The following is a 354-nucleotide window of genomic DNA, read 5'->3' as shown; positions in this document are numbered from 1 at the left end:
TGCCGGTGGGCTGCACCCGCTTGATCAGGTCCGCGAGCGGCACGCCGATCCACGGAATCACCATCGACCAACCTTCGACGCAACGCAGGCGGTACACGCGCTCCTCGAGCGGCGCGAGCTTGAGCAGTTCGTCGATGTCGTACACCTTCGGATTCTTGATCTCGCCCTCGACGCTCACTTTCCACGGACGAGGCCGTAACGTGCCCGCGTGCTCGGCGGGATCTGCCTTGTCGGTGCCGAATTCGTAGTAGTTGTTGTAGCTGGTGATGTCCTTGAACGGCGTGACCTTGTCGAGCGCGACGAACTTTGCGTTGTTCTTTGCCGTCAGTTTTTGCGCCTTCGGGTCGGGCGACG

The 354-nt window shown here is 61.6% G+C and carries 1 protein-coding gene; it reads right to left on the bottom strand.

Annotated features, from left to right (window positions below; all coding sequences use genetic code 11):
- Positions 1–354, bottom strand: a 354-nt coding sequence (locus EN824_RS33830) for a molybdopterin-dependent oxidoreductase (RefSeq protein WP_145972521.1), incomplete at both ends; no start/stop codon positions are given.

This window comes from Mesorhizobium sp. M8A.F.Ca.ET.181.01.1.1, from assembly GCF_004792025.1.
Classification (GTDB): Bacteria; Pseudomonadota; Alphaproteobacteria; order Rhizobiales; family Rhizobiaceae; genus Mesorhizobium.
The sequence above is the reverse complement of the archived record's forward strand: the minus strand, read 5'-3'. Positions and strand labels throughout refer to the sequence as shown.